General features: G+C 69.6%; 16 protein-coding genes. 5 read left to right on the top strand and 11 right to left on the bottom strand.

Annotated features, from left to right (window positions below):
* Positions 1 to 77: 77 nt before the first annotated feature.
* The 5 genes from C6Y14_RS09560 to C6Y14_RS09540 all read right to left on the bottom strand — a co-directional run bounded on the left by C6Y14_RS09560 (position 78) and on the right by C6Y14_RS09540 (position 6,347).
* Positions 78 to 461 carry a hypothetical protein gene (locus tag C6Y14_RS09560; protein ID WP_404828746.1) on the bottom strand — a complete coding sequence of 128 codons (384 nt, stop codon included), beginning with the start codon at positions 459 to 461 and terminating at the stop codon, positions 78 to 80.
* 196 nt (positions 462 to 657) lie between these two features.
* Positions 658 to 4,395 carry an ABC transporter ATP-binding protein gene (locus C6Y14_RS09555; RefSeq protein WP_225890982.1) on the bottom strand — a complete coding sequence of 1,246 codons (3,738 nt, stop codon included), beginning with the start codon at positions 4,393 to 4,395 and terminating at the stop codon, positions 658 to 660.
* 103 nt (positions 4,396 to 4,498) lie between these two features.
* The gene (locus C6Y14_RS09550) at positions 4,499 to 5,581 is read right to left on the bottom strand and encodes an esterase-like activity of phytase family protein (protein ID WP_107016107.1); all 1,083 of its coding nucleotides are present in this window, start codon (positions 5,579 to 5,581) and stop codon (positions 4,499 to 4,501) included.
* Positions 5,582 to 5,670: 89 nt separating this feature from the next.
* Positions 5,671 to 5,982 (bottom strand): hypothetical protein, encoded by a 312-nt coding sequence (locus C6Y14_RS09545; RefSeq protein WP_107016430.1) that lies wholly within the window; start codon positions 5,980 to 5,982, stop codon positions 5,671 to 5,673.
* A gap of 29 nt (positions 5,983 to 6,011) precedes the next feature.
* Positions 6,012 to 6,347, bottom strand: a complete 336-nt coding sequence (locus C6Y14_RS09540) for a hypothetical protein (protein ID WP_107016106.1) — start codon at positions 6,345 to 6,347, stop codon at positions 6,012 to 6,014.
* Positions 6,348 to 6,509: 162 nt separating this feature from the next.
* Here C6Y14_RS09540 and C6Y14_RS09535 point away from each other — a divergent pair, with 162 nt between their 5' ends.
* Positions 6,510 to 7,304: a helix-turn-helix domain-containing protein gene (locus tag C6Y14_RS09535; RefSeq protein WP_107016105.1), complete on the top strand. Its 795-nt coding sequence runs from the start codon at positions 6,510 to 6,512 to the stop codon at positions 7,302 to 7,304.
* Positions 7,297 to 7,554: a DUF397 domain-containing protein gene (locus C6Y14_RS09530; protein WP_107016104.1), complete on the top strand. Its 258-nt coding sequence runs from the start codon at positions 7,297 to 7,299 to the stop codon at positions 7,552 to 7,554. Before C6Y14_RS09535 ends, C6Y14_RS09530 begins: the two co-directional genes overlap by 8 nt.
* Here C6Y14_RS09530 and C6Y14_RS09525 read toward each other — a convergent pair.
* The 3 genes from C6Y14_RS09525 to C6Y14_RS09515 form a co-directional block, all read right to left on the bottom strand.
* A complete protein-coding gene (locus tag C6Y14_RS09525) occupies positions 7,535 to 10,909 on the bottom strand; it encodes an N-6 DNA methylase (RefSeq protein WP_107016103.1) in 3,375 nt (1,124 codons plus the stop codon). The two genes, C6Y14_RS09530 and C6Y14_RS09525, sit on opposite strands and share 20 nt — an antisense overlap.
* A 137-nt stretch (positions 10,910 to 11,046) precedes the next feature.
* Entirely contained in the window at positions 11,047 to 11,724 is a 678-nt protein-coding gene (locus C6Y14_RS09520; RefSeq protein WP_107016102.1) for an RloB family protein, read from the bottom strand.
* Positions 11,724 to 12,977: an AAA family ATPase gene (locus C6Y14_RS09515; protein ID WP_107016429.1), complete on the bottom strand. Its 1,254-nt coding sequence runs from the start codon at positions 12,975 to 12,977 to the stop codon at positions 11,724 to 11,726. Before C6Y14_RS09515 ends, C6Y14_RS09520 begins: the two co-directional genes overlap by 1 nt.
* A gap of 186 nt (positions 12,978 to 13,163) precedes the next feature.
* Between C6Y14_RS09515 and C6Y14_RS09510 the strand changes: the two genes are divergently transcribed.
* From C6Y14_RS09510 to C6Y14_RS09500, 3 genes are all read left to right on the top strand, one after another.
* Entirely contained in the window at positions 13,164 to 15,497 is a 2,334-nt protein-coding gene (locus C6Y14_RS09510) for an ArnT family glycosyltransferase (protein ID WP_107016101.1), read from the top strand.
* Between the two features lie 248 nt (positions 15,498 to 15,745).
* Complete coding sequence (locus C6Y14_RS09505) at positions 15,746 to 16,549, top strand: endonuclease I family protein (protein WP_107016100.1); 804 nt, start codon at positions 15,746 to 15,748, stop codon at positions 16,547 to 16,549.
* A 234-nt stretch (positions 16,550 to 16,783) separates the two neighbouring features.
* A complete protein-coding gene (locus C6Y14_RS09500) occupies positions 16,784 to 18,283 on the top strand; it encodes an FG-GAP and VCBS repeat-containing protein (RefSeq protein ID WP_107016099.1) in 1,500 nt (499 codons plus the stop codon).
* Between the two features lie 93 nt (positions 18,284 to 18,376).
* Here C6Y14_RS09500 and C6Y14_RS09495 read toward each other — a convergent pair whose 3' ends face one another.
* The 3 genes from C6Y14_RS09495 to C6Y14_RS09485 are packed head-to-tail and all read right to left on the bottom strand — an operon-like array spanning position 18,377 to position 22,502.
* The gene (locus C6Y14_RS09495; protein ID WP_107016098.1) at positions 18,377 to 20,065 is read right to left on the bottom strand and encodes a thiamine pyrophosphate-binding protein; all 1,689 of its coding nucleotides are present in this window, start codon (positions 20,063 to 20,065) and stop codon (positions 18,377 to 18,379) included.
* Positions 20,062 to 21,030: an agmatinase gene (speB, locus tag C6Y14_RS09490; RefSeq protein ID WP_107016097.1), complete on the bottom strand. Its 969-nt coding sequence runs from the start codon at positions 21,028 to 21,030 to the stop codon at positions 20,062 to 20,064. Before speB ends, C6Y14_RS09495 begins: the two co-directional genes overlap by 4 nt.
* The gene (locus C6Y14_RS09485) at positions 21,027 to 22,502 is read right to left on the bottom strand and encodes a sodium:solute symporter (protein ID WP_107016096.1); all 1,476 of its coding nucleotides are present in this window, start codon (positions 22,500 to 22,502) and stop codon (positions 21,027 to 21,029) included. The genes speB and C6Y14_RS09485 overlap by 4 nt, the downstream gene beginning before the upstream one ends.
* Positions 22,503 to 22,536: the final 34 nt, after the last annotated feature.

Genomic DNA, 22,536 nt, shown 5'->3' with positions numbered 1-22,536 from the left:
TCAGCAACAGCTGCCACACCAGGGGATGTTGTGGACATTACCGTCAGGTCGGTACGAAGACTGCACGACTTGGGGGTTCAGCAGAGGATCCAGCCCGTGCTGACCGAGCCCGAGCCGACGGCCCCCTTGATCCGTACGCAGCGGTGCCCGGCGTGCACCCGTACCGGACCCGCGTACCGCACGAACCGGCCCGCGTTCGGCACGCGCTCGCTCCCCCGGGCCTGCACGCTCACCATCATGTAGCGGCGGGCGCCCACCTTCTTGGGGTAGGTCACCGCGCACACGTAACCGCGCTTCTTGTGGACGTCCACGTGGCCGGTGGAGAAGGGCAGCGTGCGCACCTTCCGCCCGGCGCACGGGGACGCGGCGGAGGCCTCGCCCACCGGGCCCGCGAGGGCCAGCAGTCCGGACGCCGTCAGCACGGCGGTACCGAGCGTGAGGCGTCGGCGTATCGCGCCCATGTCCACTGGTGTCCCTCCACGGCCCCCGACGACTGATGCCTGCTTCGACCTATCGCGCTTCGACCTACTGCGCTTCGACGCACGGCGCTTTGACGTACTGCTGTACGGACGCATGGCGTACGGGGAACGGTTGCCCTACCCGTCGGTTGCGGCTTTTTTGCGTGTTCATGGCACATTCGCCGGACATCCGGAGCTGTCAGGTGGCGCTGCGGACCGGGTCCGGCTCCCCCACGAACGTCCGCCACAGCCGCGCGTACCGGCCGTCGAGGGCGAGCAGTTCGTCGTGGGTGCCGTCCTCCGCGACCCGGCCGTCGGCCATCACCACGACCCGGTCCGCCCGCGCGGCGGTGGTCAGCCGGTGGGCGACGACCAGGGTCGTGCGGCGGCCCGCGATGCGGTCGGTGGCCTGGTTGACCTGGGCCTCGGTGGCCAGGTCGAGCGCGGCGGTGGCCTCGTCGAGGAGGAGGATGTCCGGGTCGACGAGTTCGGCGCGGGCCAGCGCGATCAGCTGGCGCTGGCCGGCCGAGAGGTTGCGGCCGCGCTCGGCGACCTCGTGGAGGTAGCCGCCGTCCAGCGTGGCGATCATGTCGTGCGCGCCGACCGCGCGGGCCGCCGCCTCCACCTGCGCGTCCGTGGCGTCGGGACGGCCGTACGCGATGGCGTCGCGGACGGTGCCCTGGAAGAGGTACGCCTCCTGCGGGACGACGCCGAGACGGTGCCGGTACGAGGTCAGGTCCAGCGAGCGCAGATCCGTGCCGTCGACCGTGACCCGGCCGCCGGTGGGGTCGTAGAAGCGGGCCACCAGCTTGACGAGGGTCGACTTGCCCGCGCCGGTCTCGCCGACGAACGCGACGGTCTGCCCGGCGGGGATGCTCAGCCGCACCCCGCTGAGCGCCTCCTCCGCTTCACCTTCGCCAGTGGGCCCGTACGCGAAGTCGACGTCCTCGAAGGCGATCTCGCCCCGCAGGGACAGCACCTCAAGGGGCTCGGCGGCGGCCTTCGTCGACGTCGGCTCCTGGAGCAGCTCCTGGATCCGGCCGAGGGAGACGGTCGCCTGCTGGTAGCCGTCGAAGACCTGCGACAGCTGCTGCACGGGGGCGAAGAACAGGTCGATGTAGAGGAGATAGGCCACCAGCGCGCCGGTGGTGAGGGTGCCCGCGTCGACGCGCCCGGCGCCCACGACGAGCACGGAGGCGGCGGCCACCGAGGACAGCAGCTGCACGAACGGGAAGTAGATGGAGATCAGCCACTGCCCGCGGATCCGCGCCTGGCGGTAGCTGTCGCTGCCCTCGGCGAAGCGCCGTCCGCCCGAGCCCTCGCGCCGGAACGCCTGGAGGATCCGCAGCCCCGACACCGACTCCTGGAGGTCGGCGTTCACCACGGACACCCGCTCACGGGCCAGTTCGTACGCCTTCACGCTGGACCTGCGGAAGAAGAACGTGCCGACGATCAGCGGCGGCAGCGTCAGGAAGACGACGAGCGCGAGCTGTACGTCGATGACGAGCAGCGCGGCCATGATGCCGAAGAAGGTGACGACCGAGACGAAGGCGGTGACCAGGCCCGTCTGGAGGAAGGTGGACAGCGCGTCCACGTCCGTCGTCATCCGGGTCATGATCCGGCCGGTCAGCTCGCGCTCGTAGTAGTCGAGCCCGAGCCGCTGGAGCTGCGCGAAGATCTTCAGCCGCAGCGAGTACAGGACCCGTTCGCCCGTGCGGCCGGTCATCCGGGTCTCGCCGATCTGCGCCGCCCACTGGACGAACACGCTGATCAGGGCGATCACCGAGGCCGCCCACACCCCGCCGATCGCCATCTCGGAGACGCCCTCGTCGATGCCGTGCCGGATCAGGACCGGCAGCAGCAGGCCCATGCCGGCGTCGACGGCGACGAGCCCGAGGCTGACGAGGAGAGGCAGCCCGAAGCCCCGCAGCAGGCGCCGCAGCCCGTAGGACTCCTCCGGGGTGACCGCGCGCGCCTCGTCGATGGCGGGGGTGTCGGTGGCGGGCGGCAGGGCGTCGACCTGGGCGAGGAGGCCGGGGGTCGCGGGCATCCCGGCCAGCGCGGTGTCCTTCGGCTCGCGGTCGCCGGTCCACAGGCGCGGGGTGACACCGCGCTCGGCGTCGAACTCGGCGTCCAGCTCGTCCCGTACGGACGTGTCCTCGGGCGGACAGGACGGCGGGCAGGTCAGCTCGGGGTGGCCGGGCGAGGTTCCGCCCAGTTCGTCCGGGTCGGTGAGCAGTCGGCGGTAGAGCGGCGAGCGCCCGGTCAGCTCCTCGTGGGTGCCGAGGTCGGCGAGTCGGCCGTCTTCGAGGACGGCGATGCGGTCGGCGAGGTTGAGGGTGGAGCGGCGGTGGGCGATGAGGAGGGTGGTGCGGCCCGCCATGACTCCGCGCAGGGCCTCGTGGATCTCGTGCTCGACCCTGGCGTCGACCGCGGAGGTCGCGTCGTCGAGGACCAGCAGGCGCGGGTCGGTGAGGATCGCGCGGGCCAGGGCGACGCGCTGGCGCTGGCCGCCGGAGAGGGTGAGGCCGTGCTCGCCGACCTTGGTGTCGTAGCCGTCGGGCAGCGCGGAGATGAAGCCGTGCGCCTGGGCGGCGCGGGCGGCGGTCTCGATCTCCTCGCGGGTGGCCTCGGGGCGGCCGTACGCGATGTTGGACGAGACGGTGTCGGAGAAGAGGAAGGAGTCCTCGGGTACGAGTCCGATGGCGGCCCGCAGCGAGTCGAGGGTCAGCTCGCGCACGTCGAGGCCGCCGATGAGGACCGCGCCGCCGGTCACGTCGTAGAAGCGGGGCAGGAGCAGGGAGACCGTGGACTTGCCGGAGCCGGAGGAGCCGACGACGGCGAGGGTCTCGCCGGCGCGGATCTCGAAGCTGAGGCCGTCGAGGACCGGGCGGTCGTCGTCGTAGGCGAAGGACACGCCGTCGAACTCGACGGTCGCGGGCGCGTCGGCCGGCAGGTCCTTCGTGCCGTCCTCCATCGACGGCCGGGTGTCGATCAGCTCCAGTACGCGCTCGGCGCCGGCGCGGGCCTGCTGGCCGACGGTGAGGACCATGGCGAGCATGCGCACGGGCCCCACGAGCTGGGCGAGATAGGAGGAGAAGGCGACGAACGTACCGAGGGTGACCTCACCCCGCACCGCCAGCCAGCCGCCGAGCGCCAGCATGGCGACCTGCCCGAGCGCCGGAACGGCCTGGAGCGCCGGGGTGTACTTGGAATTGAGCCGGATCGTACGCAGCCGCCCCGCGAAGAGCCGCCGCCCGATCTCCCGGAGCTTCCCGGTCTCCTGATCCTCCTGCCCGAAGCCCTTCACCACCCGTACGCCGCTGACCGCGCCGTCGACGACACCGGCCACCGCGGCGGCCTGCGCCTGCGCGTACCAGGTCGCCGGGTGCAGCTTGGAGCGGCTGCGCCGGGCGATGAACCAGATGGCGGGGGCAACGGCGAGCGCGACCAGGGTGAGCGGGAGGGACAGCCAGGCCATGATGCCGAGCGAGATCAGGAAGAGCAGGACGTTCCCGACGGTCATCGGGAGCATGAAGAGCAGGCCCTGGATGAGCTGGAGGTCGCTGGTCGCGCGGCCCACGACCTGGCCGGTCGACAGCTCGTCCTGGCGTCGGCCGTCGAGGCGGACGATCGTCTCGTACATGTCGGTGCGCAGGTCGTGCTGGACGTCGAGCGCGAGCCGGCCGCCGTAGTAGCGGCGGATGTAGGTGAGGACGTAGACGAGAACGCCGGCGCCGATGAGCGCGCCGGCCCAGGGGCCCATGTCGCGACTGTGGTCCCCGACGACATCGTCGATGATCACCTTGGTGATGAGCGGCACGAGCGCCATCACGGCCATGCCGACGAGCGAGGCGCCCAGCGAGAGCACGACGTCCTTCGGGTACCGCCACGCGTACCCGGCCAGCCGCCGTGCCCATCCCCGCTGCGTTGTCACTCCTGATGCCTTCCCTCGTCCGGCCCTGATCGTCCGGAAGGCACCAACACGGATCGAAGCGGATTTCATCCCTCCGCAACAATCGGGGGCGTGCGCGGAGGGATCAGGGGCGCACCCGGAGGGAGTAGAAGCGGGTGGTCTGGGTGGCGCCCTGGTTGTCGTCGCTGACGAGGAGGACACGCAGGGCGCCCCGGGTGGTGCCGGTGACGGCCATGCCCTCGATGTTGTCGAGCAGCGGATTGGGCTGCGGCTGCTTGGCGGTCGCGCCGAGGGAGGGGCAGTCCGCGAGGTCGGCGAGGAGGGTCTTACGGACGAGGCGTACGCCGTCATGGCCGGTCAGAGTGCCGGTCAAGGTATCGATGCGGGAGGTGTCCGTGGCGCGGCGGAGGTCGGCCAGGTAGAGGCGGACGGTGTTGCCGACGCCCACGGTGAAACCGCGCTCCAGGACGAGGAGGCGGCCGTCGGGGGTCGCGGCGGCCTCGACGAGCCCGAGACCGGTGTCGGTGCGGTAGCCGTACTGGGCGGCCAGCCGGAAGTCGCGGTGCACGTGGCCGCTCTGGCCGCTCTGGCGCTGCCAGGTCTGGAGGCGTACGACGCCGAGGGTGTCGCCGGAGAGGGAGCCCTCCATGCCGGCCAGCAGGGTTCGGCCGCCGGGCAGGAGGGTCAGCGCCTCGAAGGTCTGGTTCGAGGTGGCGCGGCCGGCCGGGGCGACGCGCAGGGCGTCCGGCACGGGGAGGCGCCCGAGAAGGGTGCCGTCCCTTCCGTACCGGCGTACCGACGGCTCGGTCTCGGACGACACCAGCCGGGTGCCGTCGCGGTCGACGACGAGCCCCTCGGAGTCGAGCGCGGCCCCGCCCTCGTCGGCCAGCGGGACGACGGAGCGTGGGCTCAGGGTCTTCGGGTCGAGGGTGAAGAGCGAGGACCGGTCGGACAGCGCGGCGATCGCCCCGTCGCGGTCCACGGCCAGCGCGGAGAAATTACCGACGAACGTGCCCTCGTACGTCGTCTTGTCGAGGGCGTCGGAGAAACGCTCGATGGAGACTGCGGGCGAGCAGGCGTGGCCGCGCGGCGGGTCGGCGGGACCGCTGTGGGCCGTGGCGGGCCCGGCGGCGGTGACGCACGTGGCCGCCGCCAGGCCGGCGGTGAGGGTGGCTGCGAGGGGAGCGAGTACGGATCTCAGACGCATGGCGTCACGGTAGGGGGAGGCCGGTTGAGGGGAAGGGTACGGGCCGTGAACCTTCGCCGAAGTGGGCTGAATCCGGCCACCGGGGCCAGTCACTCGATGTGTGGGTGACCTGCGCCGTCGCGGGCGTCCGCATGGAGGGGCGGAGGAACACGGGCGCCCCGGCTCTCCGCGATGCGGTGCACGTCCGTCAGCGCTTCGGCCAGGCGGGCGGCCAGGTAGCGGAGTTGATCGGCGGTGGCCCGGCGGTCGGCGAGCAGGTCGGCCGCGTGATCGAGGAGACCGGCCGACATACCGAGCTGAAGGCTCTCGATGCGGTCTGCCGTACGGGAGAGGTGGCCCTTCCCGTCCCCGATGAGATAGCAGGGCTTGCCGTCGTCACCGGCCCACGGCAGCAGCCGCATCGACGGGGCCGTTCCCGTCCGGTCGCCGGTCACGCGGACACCTCCACGCCGTGGATCAGCCGGGGCCCGATGTCGACGCCACGCGTTGCGAGCCACAGCTCGCGTCGGCGGGCCCGTTGCTGCCGTGCTTCTTCGCGTCGCACGTGCTGCTCGTGCTCCACGAGGTAGGGGCGGACCATCACGTGGTCCTCGCCGCGCAGGGGGCGACAGCCGACGCGGTGGGCCGTCGCCCCTTGCGCGCCCGCGGGAGCGCGGTGACGGCCGCGCCCGGACGTCACCCCGACCGCCGGCAGCCGATGGCGCCCCTTGCCCGGAAAAAGCAATCGCAGCAACGGCTCGACGAGCCGGCCGATACGGTGCTTCACGTCATCAACTTCCTTGTCCGGGTTGGTGACCACGCCCCCGGACCGGTCGCACGGTCGCGGGGGTATCGCTGTGTGTAGCGAACTCGTCACAGCGTGACGCCTGCTCGGCTAGCCTCGCCAGGGGGTGCGATGTGACCAGGCATTTGTCACAAAGGAGTGGCCATGACCAGCACGTACGGTGACTGGCTCAAGCAGCAGCGCGAGACGGCGGGGCTGACGCAGCAGGAGTTGGCGGACGCGGCGGTGATGACGCGTTCGCACATCTCGCACATCGAGGCGGGGCGTCGTATTCCGACGAAGGAGGACGCGCGGCGGCTCGACAGGGTCCTGAACACGGGAAATGTGCTGAGCAGCTTCCTGCCGGCCGAGGACGCGGCGGTCGCCGACTACTTCGAGGCGGCCCGCCTGCTCGAACAACAGGCGGTGATGATCCGGGAGTTCGCCCTGTCGTTCGTCCCGGGCATCCTCCAGACGGAAAGGTACGCACGTGCGGTTCTGGGCACGTCGTTCCCTCCGGTGGGTGAACAGGAATGTGACAGGCTCGTTGTCACACGCCTTGAGCGCGCCAAGATCCTCACGGACCCGGTGAGCCCGGTGGTCTGGGTCCTGCTCGACGAGGCCGTGCTACGCCGCGTCGTGGGCGGCCCGGATGTCATGGCGGAGCAGCTCCGCCACCTCGTCCACCTGGTGGAGAGCGAACGGGTCCGCGTGCACGTTGTGCCGTTCGTCCTGGGGTCCCATCCGCTGATGGAGGGCATGCTCAGCATCATGTCTTTCGAGGACCAGCCGCCGGTGGCGTACAGCGAGGGCTTCCACATGGGCAAGCTGCACGACTCGCCCTCCGTGGTACGCGAGTTGGACCACCGCTACGCTCTCGCGTTGAGCGACGCGATGCCGCTCACGGAGTCATTGGCCCTGCTGAGGGCGACAGCGAAGGGTTACGAACACCATGACTGACCGGATAACCACCGGCATCCCGCCCCTGCGAGGCTGGCGCAAGTCCTCGTACAGCAACAGCGAGGGCGGCAGCTGTCTCGAAGTCCTCGACGGTCACCCGGCTGGCGTTCCCGTGCGGGACTCGAAGACACCCCACGGCTCCGCGCTGATCTTCTCCCCCGAGGGTTGGTCGCACTTCCTCGCAGCTATCAGGCGGGCGGACCTTCGGATCGCACCAACCTCGCGGCCGATCACCCACCTGAACCAGTGAGGTTCTCCACCAAGATGTCCTTCACACGGCGAAGTTTCTTTAGCTGAGCACGACGCACCTGCCTTTCCCGGCTCATTATAGCCAGGCGTCGGGTGAATTCTTTTTGGTCCGTCATGCTCGGCACTTCTATGTCAACGTCGAGAAGCCGGACCTGATCAATGCCGTGGATACCTCTCACAGAGTACGTCCTCGCTACCGCGAAAATGCGCTTCTGGATTGCGGGGAGCAGCAACCAGGCTACGAAGTAATCGGCGGCAAGGTGATTGGTATCGAGCCTGATACGGATGACGTTATGGCTGTACGTCGCATGCGCTCGCTCCCCCCGCCAGACTGCGGCGCGAAATATTGGCCCTCCCGAATCCACGGCGGCCAGCAGAACGTCTTCGGTATCCAGCGTTTCCTCGTGGTTTTCCGGACGCAACACGAGTTTGGCTGCGGTCGACCGGTATTCAGGCTGCCCGAGTTCGCGATCGGTCAGGTCGACCGGGCGAAGAACGGGCACTCCAGAGTGCTCCTTCGAGCCAGAGACTCGTCCAGCTCGCACTGATGCGACGACCGCACGCAACGGACGACGCTGCGCCTGCTCCGCCCCGCCAGGGGCAACCATCGGCAGCAACAGCAACACTTCGTCTACGCTCATTTTTGCCAGCGCAGCCTCTACAGCTTTCTCGGCCTCGATCAAAGAGTGGATGAGTTCGGCGACAGCGTTTCGGTCGGCCAGAACGCTTGCACTGTCCGCCATCATCTCCCATGCGCTCCGCTGCGACCAAGGGTTGCTCGCGGCGGCGCCCTGTGCGGTTCCCGTCAGCTGGTGCTCGATCTCCTGGAAGGACAGCCCATACTTCCCCCACAAGCCATCATAAGCGCGGGCAAACTCGCTGCGCCGGTACCGGACAAGGGCGTCGAGCCTGCTCCTCAGCCCGTGCCGAAGAACCTCCAGGACCACCCGCCGCTCCCCACCTTCGGCAGCCAGCCCGTCGCGCGCCCGTTGAAGGCGTGAGAGTGCGGTCTCCTCCTCAGTCGCCGTCTGCCTCGGGGGCGAGGACCAAAAGTCCGTCTCAAGACGCGCGATCATGCTCCTGACTTTCACGCGTTCCTTATTTAGCCGCGTCAGTTCCGCTCTATGTTGTGCATGCAACGAGACTTTCTCCCGTGCAGAAATATCACGGTCCTCCTCCTCGTCGCCATCGCCTTCGCCTTCGTCACGTGCCGCCGAATTGAGCTCTCTCCATAGCGTGTCCAATTCCGCATCCTGCGCGGCCGCCGCCGCCAGCTCCTCCAGGAAGTCGGGCGCGATGGCCGCAACAACCTTGTGGTCGTACGCCTGCCGCCGCTCGGCAGCCGTCCGCTTCCGCAACTTCCGTGTCTTCGGGTCCTGCTCAGGTGCGAGCATCGTCTCGACGTTCTCGACCCACCCGTCCACGACGCCCGCGAACCCGTTCTCAGACAGCGCGAGGAGGTCGTACTTGGCCTCGTACCACCAACCCGCCACCGCTCCCGCCAGCGCGTACCGGTCCAGCAGGCCAACCCCTCGCAGTTGCTCCACGAACGACCCGATCAGCGAGCCGCGCACGGCCATCAGCGCGGCCTTGCGCTCCGAAGGCGTCAGGTCCGCCAACCGCTCCGGCGTAGCCGCGACCGCCTCCAACTGCCGCGCCTCGGCGGCCCACCACTCATCGAACGCCGTCCGCAACGCGTCCTCACGCGGGCGGGCAAGCTCCCCCAGCCGCGCCGCATCCGGCCTCTGCCCCTCTGGCAGGAAGTCCACATACTTCTCGTCGGCCGGGTCCCGCTCCACGAACAGGTCGGTCAGCACGAGCTCGTACGAGTCGAGCAGTTCCTTCTTCGCTTCAATCTCCGCACGCGGCACGCCACCCACCAGGTGCGCCCGCACGTCCTGCGGCTCCGGCGGCGGCGTGTTGTCCACGTAGCGGCGGATGTTGAGGTTGTCGTCGTTGGCCCGCAGTTCCTCACGGCTGACCACACGCGAGAAACTGGACACCTCCGCGTACTCGTGGAACGCCGACGTAATCTTCTCGGCGTGCTCCGGCAGCAGTACGTTCTGCGCCCGCTCCGAATGGAACTCGCGGTCCGCGTTGACGAACAACACCTTTCCCGCCCGCTTCGGGTCCTTTTTCCCCGGCGGGCGCAGTACCAGGATGCAGGCCGGGATGCCGGTGCCGTAGAAGATGTTCGGAGCGAGGCCGATGACCGCCTCGACCGCATCCTCGTCGAGCATTTTCGTACGGATCGCCTGCTCGCCGCCGCCGCGGAACAGTACGCCGTGTGGCATGACGGTGATGACCATGCCGCCGCGGCCCTCGCGCTTCGTCTCCCACAGCATGTGCTGGAGGAACATCAGGTCGGCCTTGCCGCGCTCGCTGGTCGCCCCATACGTCGTGCGCTGCGCGCCGTGCGCCAGATCGTTGAGCACGTAGTCCATGGAGAACGGCGGGTTGCTGAGCACCCCGTCGAAGCGGTCCGCGTCCGACCTCGGCACATGTGCCGGTTCGGCGAGCGTGTCACCGGTGTGCAGGTCGAAGCGGCGCACCCCGTGCAGGACCATGTTCATCGTCGACATGATCCAGGAGCCGCTGTTCGCGTCCTGGCCGGCGAAGAACATGTCCGACGTGTCGCCGCCGTGCTCCTCGACGTACTCCTTGGCGTGGATGAGCATGCCGCCCGAGCCGACGCACGGGTCGTAGATCCGCATCCCCTGCCGAGGGCCCAGCAACTCGACCATCATGCGGACCACCGCGCGCGGGGTGTAGAACTCACCGCCCTTGCGGCCGGCCGAGTCCGCGAACTCCTTGATCAGGTACTCGTATGCGGCACCGATCAGGTCGGGGAACTCGAAATCGTTCGTACGGAGCCGGATGCGCCCGAAGTGTGCGATGAGCAACTTCAGCCGTTGGTCGGCGAGTTTGGCCGCGCCCGCAGCCGCTCCAGAGCCCCCGATGCGGTTGAAGTCGAGGTGGTCGAAGAGGCCCCGGAGCTTGGCGTTCTGGCCTTCCAGCGCCTGCAGGGCCGGACGCAGCCGGTCCTCGGTGATGTTGTGGGTGGCCGAGGAGATCCACTTCCAGCGGGCGTTCTTCGGCACGAAGAGCACATCACGCTCGCTGTACTCGGACTCCTGCTCAAGGAAACCGGGCAGCGTCTCGTCGGACAGGCCCAGTTCCCTGCCCGCGTACTCCCTGATCTCGTCCCGCGCCGCCTCGAACTCGTCGTTGGCCCGCTTCAGAAACAGCAGACCGAAGATGTAGTCCTTGTACTCGGAGGCGTCCATCGTCCCCCGGAGGATGTCCGCTGCGGCGAACAGATGCCGCTCCAACTGCGCGAGCGTGAGCTTGGCCACGTAAACGACTCCCTACGACCTGACGAGTGACGTAGGAACCCTATGGCCGCTGCGGCTCCCGCCGAAATCCGCTTGCCGGTGTCGGCCGGGATTCACGTCCGCCGAAAGCACAGCGGCCCAAGGTGAGCAGAAGTAGGTCAGTACGAGGCGATTCCGAGCCCCTGCTCCACGAATTCGTGCACGTCGGTGTACGGATCGCGGTTGACGAGAGCCACGTGGTCACCGTGTTGCGCGTTCATCTGGAGGGCACGCTTCCTGGCGTCCAGGTAGCCGCCGGTGACCTGGTGCGGCAGCACCAGCTTGATGTTCGACGCGTCCTTCGGAGTCTTCGCGAAAGGCAGTCTCACCGTCACCTGGCCGCACACCCCTGCGAACGTTCCGGTGACCGACTTGTGGTGGAGCAGCCGCCAGACCTCGAAGCAGGGATGGGAGAAGGCGACTCTGACGTCACCCTCCCGCGCCTGCTTCAACGCGGTCTCGATGCCCTCGTGCTCGTCCCGGTCGAAGACGCACCAGACCTGCGGCAGGTACTTCTTCTCCAGTCCGCTGCGCTTCGCCTGCCGCTGCTCGTCCCGCATCAGCCGGACAGCTGCCTCTACCAGTTTGAGCGGCTTGCGCTGCGAGCCAGGGGCGGAGGCGTTCGCGATGCGCACCTCCACGGTCATCGCGGGGTCAGCCGGGACGCCGTGCTGTTTGACGATCTCGATGTAGGAGGGTTCTGTGACCAGCCCTTCGGTGAAGACATGGACGACTCTCTTACGCCGCCCGCGGCGCTGTGCCGGACCCAGTGAGTCCTTCCCCCTCGTCCTCGCCATCAGACCTGTTCCACCTCGTCCTCGGCGTACTCACCGGCGGCCAGCAGCCGTCGGGCGATCTGCCCCTCCATGAGAGACGGGACCGCGCCGAAGGCCCCGGCGAGATACGACTTCATCAGGTCCTCGCCCTCCCCCGGGGACGCCGCTGTCAGCGGATAGAGATCCGTCGCCCCATCCTTGTCCTTCTCAGTCAGCCATACCTGACCGGGCTCCAGCAGTCGCCCACCGCTCGGCGTGGTCAGCACCGACGGGTCGTGTGAGGTGAACACCAACTGCGCGCCATTGGGGTTGCTGTAGGGGTCGTGGAAGAGTCGGACGACTTCGGCGGCGAACCGCGGATGCAGGCTCGCGTCCAGCTCGTCGACCAGCAGTACCGCGCCCTCGTCGAGCGCCAGGAGCAACGGGCCGAGCAGAGCGAACCAGGAACGGGTGCCGAGTGACTCCGCCTGCCAGTCGAAGGCAACCTCGCCCGTCGTCGAGCGGTGGACCAGCTTCACCGTCGACCGGCCCTTGCCGTCATCGACGAGTTCGGTGCCCGTGATGCCGAGGTCGGCCACCCGCAACAGTTCCTCGATGCGGCGCGCCCGCGCTCCCGAGAGTTCCTGTCTGGTGAACGCTTCGCGCTGCCCCCGTTCGTCCTCAGGATTGATCAGCCACAGGTTGCGGCGGAACCAGTGAAAGAGGGGGGACAGCTGCGGGTGGTTGTCCGTCCCCGCGGTGGAGAGCAGCAAGGCGTTCGGTCGAGTGCGCCGCACGAGTTGCGCCCGGTCTTTGACCCGGCTTCCCGGCCATTCGTACACCTCTGCCCGGGAGGCATCGCGGTCGAGCCACACCTGCCGATGACCACGTGGATAACTGTGCAGCCATTCGGCTTCGACGCGGGTTCCGCCGAGTTCGAATCCGTACGTCCAGCGCACGCCGTCCATGACGAGATCAACCTCGAAAAAGCTCGGCTCGCTGTGCCCTTTCGGGTCGAGTGCGAAGACAGAGCGCGGAATGCCGTCGTACGAAGCCCAGCGGGCGTAGGAGTTGAGGACAGCGGTACGCATGTCGACCATCGCGGTCAGCACATTCGATTTTCCCGATGCGTTGGCGCCGAAAATGCCGATCAGCGGTAGCACGCCCACCGACCGGTCGCCGGCCAGCTCCACCGGCCGAACTGCCCCACTCGCCTCGTCCTCGGACTCGACGAAGGACAGCTCCTGCTCATCACGCAGCGACCGTACGTTCGCAACACGGAACCTCAGTAGCACGCTGTCCTCCTCTCCGGGCTCAGGGTAGTCGCCGGGTCCGACAGTGGCCTGGCCGGGGATGGCTGTGGCCTTGGGAAACATATCGTCCGCCGGAGGCGGCGGGCGGCCAAACGAGTGATCCCCGCTCACAGGTGAGGCCCAGGTTCAGCACAGGTCCCGCCAAAACCGGCCCCGCACGATGACCTCGTGACATCTGCCACCGATCCGTACCCCCACGCCCCCGAGGCCGTCGCCTCGACGCCTCCCGACGAGCCGGTCGCGCGGCCCGACAAGGCGCCCCGCTGGTCGCTGCCCGTGCTGGCCGCGATCCTCGTCCTGGCCGGCGTGCTGTACTCCTGGAACCTCTCCTCCTCCAGCCTGAACAGCTTCTACAGCGCCGCCGTGTTCAGCGGCACGCAGAGCTGGAAGGCGTGGTTCTTCGGCTCGCTGGACGCCGGGAACTTCATGACCGTGGACAAGCCGCCCTTCGTCCTGATGGTGATGGGCCTGTCGTGCCGCGTCTTCGGGTACGGCACCTGGCAGATGATGCTGCCGCTGGTCGCCGCCGCCCTCGGCACGATCTGGATCCTGCACGCGTCCGTCAAGCGGGTCTGGGGCCACGCCCCGGCCGCCGTCGCCGCGCTCGTCCTCGCACTCACCCCGATCACCGTCGCCATCAACCGCGACAACAACCCCGACACGTTGCTGGTCCTGCTCATGGTCGGAGGTGCCGCCCTCGCCCTGCGCGCCGTTCGCAACGGCAAGCTGCTGCCGCTCGTCGGCGCGGCCGTGTGCTTCGGGTTCGCCTTCAACACCAAGATGCTCCAGGGGTACATCGCCCTCCCTGCCGTCTTCGCCGTGTATCTGTACGCGGCCCGGGGCGGCCTCCTCCGTCGCGTACGCAACCTCGCCGTCTCCGCTGTCGCCCTGGCCGTGTCCAGCTTCTGGTGGGCCGCCGCCGTGTCGTTCGTGCCCGCCTCCGAGCGGCCGTACATCGGCGGCTCCACGGACGGCACCGCCTGGGACCTGATCATGGGCTACAACGGCCTCGGCCGCGTCCTCGGCGGCGAGGGCAACGGCGGCGGGGGCGGAGGGGGCGGCGGGGGCGGCTTCTCCGGCACCGCCGGGATCGGCCGCATGTTCAACGACGTGCTGGGCGGCCAGATCTCCTGGCTCCTCCCCTTCTCCGCGATCGCCCTCGTCGGCGGCCTCGTCCTGCGCGGCCGCGCCCCCCGTACGGATCTCACGCGCGCCGCGCTGATCCTGTGGGGCGGCTGGACCGTGCTGCACTACTTCACGTTCAGCCTCGCCGAAGGCACCATGCACCCGTACTACACGACGGCCCTCGCGCCCGGCATCGCGGCGCTGTGCGGAGGCGGCGGGGCGATGCTGCTGCGCGCCTTCCGCACGGGTGACGCCAAGCGCTGGTCCGGGGTCTGGTCCTGGGTGCTGCCCGTGGCGTTCGCCGCCACCGGCGTCTGGGCCGTCGTCCTGCTGCGGCGCGCCTCCGGCTGGAACACCTGGCTGTGGCCGGCCGTCGCGGTGGTGATGGTCCTGGCGATCGCGGGCCTGTTCCTCTTCCGCTCGGGGAACCGCACGCGCTTCCTCACCGGCGCCGTGGCCGCGGCCGTCGTCGCCTCCCTCGCCGGGCCCACGGCCTACGCGGCCTCGGTGACCGCGAGTTCCGGCGGCGGCATGAACGGTACGAACCCGACCGCCGGCCCCACCACCGGTGGCGGCATGGGCGGCGGACCCGGCGGTGGTGGGGGCGGTGGCCGTGGCGGCCAGGGCGGCTTCCCCGGCGGCGGTCAGGCCCCCGGCGGCCAGCAGAACGGCCAGCAGCAAGGTGGTCAGCAAGCCGGTGGTGAGGCCCCCGGCGGCGGCCAGATGGGTACGCCTCCCAACGGAGCCCCCAGTGGCGCCCCGAGCGGTCAGCAGGGTGACGGCCAGCAGCAGGGCGGCACCCCGCCGAACAGCACCGGCGGCACCGCCGAAACCGGCGAGCAGGGCAGCGGCGGCACCGCCCAGCCCGGTGGCGCGGGCGGCGGCGGTGGCGGCATGGGCGGCGGCGGAATGGGCGGCGCCGACAGCGCCATGACCTCCTACCTGGAGAAGCACCGCGACGGCGCCAAGTGGCTGGTCGCCGTGTCCAGTTCGCAGAGCGCCGCGCAGATGATCGTCAGCACGAAGCAGCCCGTCATCTCCATGTGGGGCTGGTCCGGCAGCGACAAGGCCATGACCCTCGCCAAGCTGAAGGAACTCGTGAAGAAGGGCGAGCTGCACTACATCGTGCTCGGCGGCGGTGGCATGGGCGGAGGCGGCGGCATGGGCGGAGGCGACTCCGACAGCGTCAGCGCCGAGGTGACCGCCTGGGTGCAGAAGCACGCGACCGCGGTGAAGGCGAGCGAGTACAGCACCGACTCATCAGCCGACGCGTCCGACTCGGCATCGACCGGTTCGTCATCGACCGACTCCTCCGAATCCGCCGGCTCCCAGAACACCCAGTCCCTCTACCGCCTCGACGTTTCGGACGTCAACTAGGGCCTCCCCTAAGCCAGTTGGGGAAAACCCTGACACTTCGCAGCCCCTGGACCGGAAACGGCCAGGGGTTGCGTCGTATGCGAGAACGTCACACAACCGACTCTCCCCCGTTACCAGCCCGACCTCATGTCCATGCCACTCTCCCGATTGACCGAACTGTCAACACGCGTAGAACGCGGGTCCGTTGCCCCTCATCACTCCGGGCCCCGCGTACCGGCGCGTGCCGTTCTCGGGAAAGGGCACCCCATATGTCCGCTGTGCAGATTGGCAAGTGGAAGGCGCTGGCAGCAGGCGTCTCCGCCGTCCTCGTCGGCCTCACCCTCCCGACGGTCGCCGCGACCCCCGCCGCGGCCACCACCACCGCGTACGACGACACGTACTACGCGAACGCGATCGGCAAGACCGGCACGGCCCTCAAGGGCTCGCTCCACACGATCATCAGCAGCCAGACGAAGATCTCGTACTCCGCGGTCTGGGAGGCGCTCAAGGTCACCGACCAGGACCCGAACAACAGCAGCAACGTGGTCCTGCTCTACTCCGGCATCTCCCGCAGCAAGACACTCAACGGCGGCAACACGGGCAACTGGAACCGCGAGCACACCTGGGCCCAGTCCCACGGCGACTTCGGCACCTCCGCGGGCCCCGGCACCGACCTGCACCACCTGCGGCCCGAGGACGTCCAGGTCAACAGCATCCGCGGCAACAAGGACTTCGACAACGGCGGCAGCAGCTTCACCAACAGCGGCGGCAGCCTCACCGACTCGAACTCCTTCGAGCCGCGCGACGCCGTCAAGGGCGATGTGGCCCGGATGATCCTCTACATGGCCGTCCGGTACGAGGGCGACGACTCCTGGGCCGACCTGGAGCCCAACGACGCCGTCACCAACGGCAGCGTCCCGTACCACGGCCGCCTCTCGGTGCTGAAGCAGTGGAACGACGAGGACCCGCCCAGCACCTCCGAAGAGCGCCGCAACGAGCTGATCTACAGCAACTACCAGCACAACCGGAACCCGTTCATCGACCACCCGGAGTGGGTCGAGTCGATCTGGTAGCCCGAAACGGGCCGCACTGAACCGAAAGTGAGTGGCGCTGAACCCCCGGTCACCAAGCGGGAGTTCAGCGCCACATCTGTCTCTGCGGTTACGAATCCATGACATTGAAGCGCACAACCGGTGGCGCCCCGATCGAGTCGAACTCAGTGAACGCGGCATTCCGCACGCAGAAGCGGAATCCGACGACCGACGAACGTCGACAGATGGACGTCGACCGACTCGAAAGGCTCACGCATGTCCCGAGCACACCGTCGAACTCGTACCGCGCTCAGCGCTCCCCTGGCAGCGGCCGTGCTGCTCGCCGGCGGATTCGGCGCGATGGCCCTGACCGGGGCCTCCGCCCAGGCGGCCCCCAAGGCGGCCCCCGCGGCGGCGGACGCGCAGGACGACTTCAACGGCGACGGCTACGCCGACCTGGTCGTGGGAGCCCCGAACGCCACGATCTCCAGCAAGGCCAAGGCGGGCTACGTGGCCGTCACGTACGGCTCCGCCAGCGGCGTCTCCACCTCCAACAAGAAGCTCATCAGCCGCTCCACCAGCGGCGTTCCCGGCTCCGCCACCGCGAGCCAGTACTTCGGGGCCAACTTCTCCAAGGGCGACCTGGACGGCGACGGCTTCACCGACCTGGTCATCTCGGGCGGCAAGGCCGGCTCCGTCATCCTGTGGGGCTCCACCTCCGGACTCACCGGCGGCACGGCGATACCCGGATACGGCCAGACTCCCACCACCGGTGACTTCGACGGCGACGGCAAGACGGACCTCGCGCTGTTCGAGCAGGTCACCTCCTTCGGCGACGAGGCCCCCAGCAGCGCCGCCGCCGTGTGGAAGGGCCCGATCTCGCGGACCGGCACGCCCGCCGCCGTCCTGCCCGTCCTGGACAAGTCCCTGTGGTGGGGCTACGACGCGAACGACGCCTCGTGCGCCACCAACGGCGGCTGCGAGGAGGACGCCGACTCCATCAGCGGTCCCTACACCTCCGCCGAGACCGGTGACGTCAACGGTGACGGCAAGGACGACATCGTCGTCTGGGAGTACAAGGGCGACGGTGTCTACGGCAACCGCCTGCTCCTCGGCGGCGGCAGCACCGGCTTCAAGAGCGGCTGGGTCCCCGGTGAGGCCGCCGGCAACAGGACCGGCACCGGCGTCGGGGACGTCAACAAGGACGGCTTCGACGACGTCGTGGTCGGCAACGACTGGGGCAGCGGCAAGGTCAAGGTCGCCCTCGGTTCGGCCACCGGCCTGTCCGAGGACCGCGTCCAGACCTTCAACCAGGACTCGCCCGGGTTCCCCGGCGCCGAGGAGGAAGAGGACGAGATCGGCGGGTCGGTCTCGGTCGGGGACGTCAACGGTGACGGCTACGCCGACATCGCGCTCGGCATCCCGGGCGAGGACGTCGGCGACATCTACGACACCGGTTCGGTCGCCCTGGTCCCCGGCAGCGCCGCCGGTGCCACGGGTGCCGGGACGCAGGTCTTCCACCAGAACACCGCCGGAATTCCCGGAGTCGCCGAGAACAGCGACGAGTTCGGTGTGAGCACGGCCCTGCTGGACCTCAACGGTGACGGCCACCGCGACCTCGCGGCCGGTTCCACCGCCGAGAACGAGCAGAACGGCGCGGTCTGGATCCTGAACGGCACGGCGAGCGGCCTCACCGCCACCTCGTCGTTCGCGTTCGGCCCCGGCAAGCTCGGCGCCCCCGCCACGGCCGCCCACTTCGGCGCGTACCTGCGCTGAGCAATGGGTCCACGGACATGAGGGTGGGGCGGCCAGGTGCCGCCCCACCGTCATGTCCGCCCCGGAAAAAGGGGATTGCTCAGCCCAGGTGCTTCAGCCCAGGTGCGTCGGTGCGAACATCCGCAGCAGCGCCGGCAGCACGACCACCGAGGGGCCGGGCGTGGCGAGGGCCTTGGCGAGGTCGGCGGCGAGGGTGTCCGGGGTGGTCCGTACGCCGGGGACGCCGAAGGACTCCGCGAGCGCCACATAGTCCGGCCGGGTCAGTTCCGTGGCCGTGGACTGCCCGAAGGCGTCCGTCATGTACTCGCGCAGGATGCCGTACCCGCCGTCGTCGACGATCAGCCAGGTCACGTCGAGGTCGTGCTGCCTGGCGGTGGCCAGTTCGGCGATGGAGTAGAGCGCGCCGCCGTCGCCGGAGACCGCGAGGACGGGGTGGGTGGGGTCGGCGACCGCACCGCCGATCGCCGCGGGGAAGGCGTAGCCGAGGCCGCCCGCGCCCTGGGCGGAGTGCATCGTGTTGGGGCGCCGGGCGTCGAAGGCGGACCAGGCCCAGTAGGCGAGGATCGTCATGTCCCAGAAGCTGGCCGACCGGTCGGGGAGGGCTTCCCGCACGGCGGCCAGCACCCGCTGTTCCAGGGTGAGTTCCTGCGCGTCGATCCGCTCGCGGACGAGGTCGAGCACGGTCCGTACGCGGTCCGCGGCCGTCGCGTCCTGTCGCGGCTCCGTGATGGTTTCGAGCAGCGCCGACAGGGCGAGGCGGGCGTCCGCGTGGATGCCGAGGGCCGGGTGGTTGGACTCCAGTTTCCCGAGGTCGGCCTCGATCTGGATCACCCGTCCGCGGGGCTTGAACGTGTAGTAGTTGGAGGACAGTTCCCCCAGCCCCGAGCCGACCACGAGCAGGACGTCGGCGTCCTCCAGGAAGTCCGTGGTGTGCCGGTCCTCCAGCCAGGACTGGAGCGAGAGCGGATGGTTCCAGGGGAAGGCGCCCTTGCCGCCGAAGGTGGTGACGACGGGCGCGTTCAGCCGCTCGGCGAGCTGCTTCAGCTTGCCCGACGCGTCGGAGCGTACGACTCCGCCGCCCGCGATGATCACCGGGCGGGCCGCGTTCGCGAGCAGGTCGGCGGCCACGGCGGTCAGTTCGGGGCGCGGTGGCAGGTCGTGGGGTGCCGCGTCGACGGCGGTCACGACGGGCAGGGCCGTCTCGGCGAGCAGCACGTCCTGCGGGATCTCCACCCATACGGGCCCGTGCGGGGCGGTGAGCGCCGATTCCCAGGCCTCGGCGATGGCGGACGGGATCTGCGACTGCGTACGGACCGTGTGGACGGACTTCACGACGCCCCGGAACGAGGCCTGCTGGTCGGGGAGTTCGTGGAGGTAGCCGTGCCGGCCGCCGCCGAGTCCCGCGCCGGGGATCTGGCTGCTGATGGCGAGGACGGGGGCCGATGCCGCCGCGGCCTCCTGGAGCGCGGCCAGCGACGTCAGGGCACCGGGTCCGGTCGACAGGAGCAGCGGGGCGGCCTCGCCGGTGATGCGGCCGTACGCGTCCGCCGCGAATCCGGCGTTGTTCTCGACCCGCAGCCCGATGTACGCGAGGTCGGAGCGGCGCAGCGCGTCGAACATGCCGAGCGCGTGCTGGCCGGGGAGCCCGAAGACGGTGGTCGCGCCGAGACCGGTGAGGGTCTCCACGACCAGGTCACCGCCGTTGCGGCCGGGCGGCGGACTGAGCGCGGCCTCCGTCTGCTCCGGGGTCGGGCGGAGCACCAGGTCGTGGTCGTGGGTCACTGCGCTCGGGCCTCTGCAATCTGGCGGGACATGATGGTGGTGAGTTCGTACGCCGTGTGGGACGCGGCGACCGAGGTGATCTCGGCGTGATCGTACGCGGGGGCGACCTCGACGACGTCCGCGGAGACCAGCCGGCAGGAGGCGAGGCCGCGCAGGATCTCCAGGAGTTCGCGGGAGGTCATGCCGCCGGCCTCGGGCGTGCCGGTGCCGGGCGCGTGGGCCGGGTCGAGGCAGTCGATGTCGATGGAGATGTAGAGCGGGCGGTCGCCGATGCGCTGGCGCAGCTGGTCGGCGACCTCGTCGGCGCCGCGCCGGTAGATGTCGGCGGAGGTGACGATGCCGAAGCCCATCTTCTCGTCGTCGGTCAGGTCCTGCCGGCCGTACAGCGGCCCGCGCGTACCGACGTGGGAGAGCGCCTCGGTGTCGAGGATGCCCTCCTCGACGGCCCGCCGGAACGGGGTGCCGTGCGTGTACTCGGCGCCGAAGTAGGTGTCCCAGGTGTCGAGGTGCGCGTCGAAGTGCAGCAGCGCGACCGGGCCGTGCTTGCGGGCGACCGCGCGCAGCAGCGGCAGCGCGATGGTGTGGTCGCCGCCGAGGGTCATCAGCCGGGCGCCGGTGCCGAGGAGTTCGTCGGCGGCGCCCTCGATGGTCTCCACGGCCTCGTTGATGTCGAAGGGGTTCGCGGCGATGTCACCGGCGTCCGCGACCTGCGCGAGGGCGAACGGCGAGGCGTCCTGCGCCGGGTTGTAGGGCCGAAGCAGCCGGCTCGCCTCACGGATCGCGTTCCCGCCGAAGCGGGCGCCCGGCCGGTAGGAGACGCCCGCGTCGAACGGCACGCCGACCACGGCGACATCGGTGGTGCCGACCTCGTCGAGGCGGGGCAGCCGGGCGAAGGTCGCCGGTCCCGCGTACCGCGGTATACGGGACGAGTCGACGGGCCCGCGGGGTGTCTCGTTGCTGTTCATCGGGTGACACTCTCTTCCTTGGGTTCGGCGGCGGGCTCGGAGCCGCGGCCCGCGAGGCGTTCGCGCCAGGCGGCGAGCACGGCCGCGTCGGTGGCGGGCGTGGCGAGGGAGACGATCACGTACACGGCGAGGGAGGCGAGGAGTCCGTAGTAGATCGGCTCGTTCGCGAGGATTCCGTAGGTGGCCATCAGCCCGACGACCGCGAGGCCGCCGACCGCGACGGCGGCGAGGGCGCCCTGGGCGGTGCCGCGCTTCCAGAGCAGGCCGCCGAGGATGGGCACGAGGAGGCCGCCGACGAGGAGGTTGTAGGCGACGGTCAGGGCCTCGACGACGTTGTTGAGCGCGATGGCCGTACAGATCACGGCGATGCCCATGACGAGGATGAAGATGCGGTTGCCCTTGACCTCGTCGTGTTCCTCGCCCCCGTCACCCCCCGGCCGGACGGCGCCGCGCAGCCGCGACCAGATGTCGTTGTTGGCGACGGTCGCGCAGGCGATGAGGGCTCCGGAGGACGTGGACATCACGGCCGCGAGGGCGGCGGCGAGCACGAGTCCCCGTACCCCGACGGGCAGTTCGTCCTTGACGATGGTGGCGAAGGCGTCGTCCGGGCTGGCCAGCTTCGGGTAGAGGACCTTGGCGGCCGTGCCGATGACGGCGCCCGCGAGGGCGTACACCAGGCAGTAGGTGCCCGCGACGGTGCCGCCCCACTTGGCGGTCCTGTCGCTGCCCGCGGTGAAGACGCGCTGCCAGATGTCCTGCCCGATGAGCATGCCGAACGTGTAGATGAGCACGTACGTGAAGATCGTCTCGCCGCCGATGCCGAGCGGGTCGAAGTACTCGGTGGGCAGCTGCGCCTTCATCTCGCTGAACCCGCCCGCCTTGACCACGGCGATGGGCAGGAGCAGGAGCAGCACACCGATGGTCTTCACGACGAACTGCACCATGTCGGTGAGGGTGATCGACCACATGCCGCCGAGCGTCGAGTACGCGACGACGATCGAACCGCCGAGGATGATCGCGACCGTCCGGTTCATGTCGAAGAGGACGTCGAAGATGGTGGCGTACGCGATGGTCGACGTCACCGCGAGCATGAGGGTGTACGCCCACATGACCAGGCCCGAGATCACGCCGGCCCGGCCGCCGTAGCGCAGGTCGAGCATCTCGGAGACCGTGTAGACCTTCAGCCGGGCGATGCGCGCCGAGAAGAAGAGGGACAGGGCGAGGAGCCCGAGACCGATGGTGAAGACCATCCAGGCGCCGGAGAGCCCGTACTGGTAGCCGAGGCCGACGCCGCCGATGGTGGACGCGCCGCCGAGGACGATCGCGGCCATCGTGCCCGAGTACATCGTCGGGCCGAGCCGCCGGCCGGCGACCAGGAAGTCGCTCTTGGACTTGGCGCGGCGCATGCCCCACCAGCCCATGGCCAGCATCCCGGCGAGATAGACGACGATCACGGTGTAGTCGACGGCCATGGGGCCCTCCTGGCTGGCTGATCGTTCGTGGGCG

It is taken from the genome of Streptomyces dioscori (assembly GCF_003024195.1).
In the GTDB taxonomy this organism is placed as follows: Bacteria; Actinomycetota; Actinomycetes; order Streptomycetales; family Streptomycetaceae; genus Streptomyces; species Streptomyces dioscori.
The sequence above is the reverse complement of the archived record's forward strand: the minus strand, read 5'-3'. Positions and strand labels throughout refer to the sequence as shown.